Source organism: Vibrio sp. 1069 (genome assembly GCF_033340555.1).
In genome coordinates, this window is record NZ_JAWOWP010000105.1 from 1 (window position 1) to 1,113 (window position 1,113).

At 46.8% G+C, this 1,113-nt stretch carries 1 protein-coding gene; it reads right to left on the minus strand.

Features of this window, described 5'->3' with window-relative positions; translation table 11 throughout:
* Positions 1–110: 110 nt before the first annotated feature.
* Positions 111–1,113, minus strand: a 1,003-nt coding sequence (locus tag R7040_RS24740; RefSeq protein ID WP_318097311.1) for a hypothetical protein, incomplete at its 5' end; no start/stop codon positions are given.

The following is a 1,113-nucleotide window of genomic DNA, read 5'->3' on the forward strand; positions in this document are numbered from 1 at the left end:
GTGCTTTTTCACGGCTGGTGGACGCAATGTGTCGACCGATATGTTCCCAAAGCGTGATGGCTTCTTCCCCAGAAACAGAAGAAGGATCGATGCCTGCGTCAGTGACTTTGCTAAGCAGTAGTTCCATTCTTCATTACCTCAATATAGCTTTCTTCCAACTGCTCTAAAGTAAATGGGAAAGTCAGGATGTCTTGTAAATACAATGTCGGTTTTGGCCCTTTGAGACCACGTCGTTCCCATGGATAAATGTCTAACATGGCATGCACGGTTCTGTAGAGCTCTTCTGCGGCTTTATCTTTTTCGGCAATCAACATAGCGAGTCGATCGCTAGATAGGCGTGAAATGAGATCGCTTGGCGTCGTTAATGAGTGAACCAGTTCAGTACACGCATCGAGAAACGCAGGATTGGAGTGGCGAATCATGATCACCGCATGGTTAGAGCGTTTAAGCTCAGTCTTAAATAGAACCAGTTGTTCCCACCAGTACGTTTCGGAAACGACGTTAGAAAACTGCTTTTCGGGATCGTATTCATGTTGAGAGCGAATACGATTGATGAGCTTGCGAGCACGTTGTTCGAGTTGGCGTTTTGAGCCGCGCGCTTTATCCATGCTGACACGATTGGTCTGCTCTTTGAGCATTTTCAGTGCATGTTTGCGGTATTTTTTAAACGCATTAAATGCCGCTTCGAAATCGCCTTGCTCTTCAGCAACGCGAGATTGCTGAAAACAGATCTGACTTAGCAGTTCGCCGTTATCGAAATTAAGCGCGGATTCTTCTGCGGCAAGCAACAACTCGGCTGCGCTGTCTGTGTTTTTACGCAGTAGCTCTAGTCTTGCTCGACTGATGAAAGAGTGTGCTTTCATCCACGTTAGATCGTGCTCAATGGCCAGTTTGTGCGCTTTTTGGGTTGCTTCTTCCGCTGCGTCTAGGCGTTCTAAGCCAAGGAGAGCCAAGCCTTTAAAGTCCCAAATTTCGGCTTGCCAAGTGCTGTCTTCATGGTCTTTGAGCACTTCTGTTGCGCCATCAAGTACCGTTAGCATCTCAATAAAGTTGTTGAGGAGGTAGTAGTCCCAAGCAAGCAGAATGCGAGCTTTACCTTCTAACCATGCAATT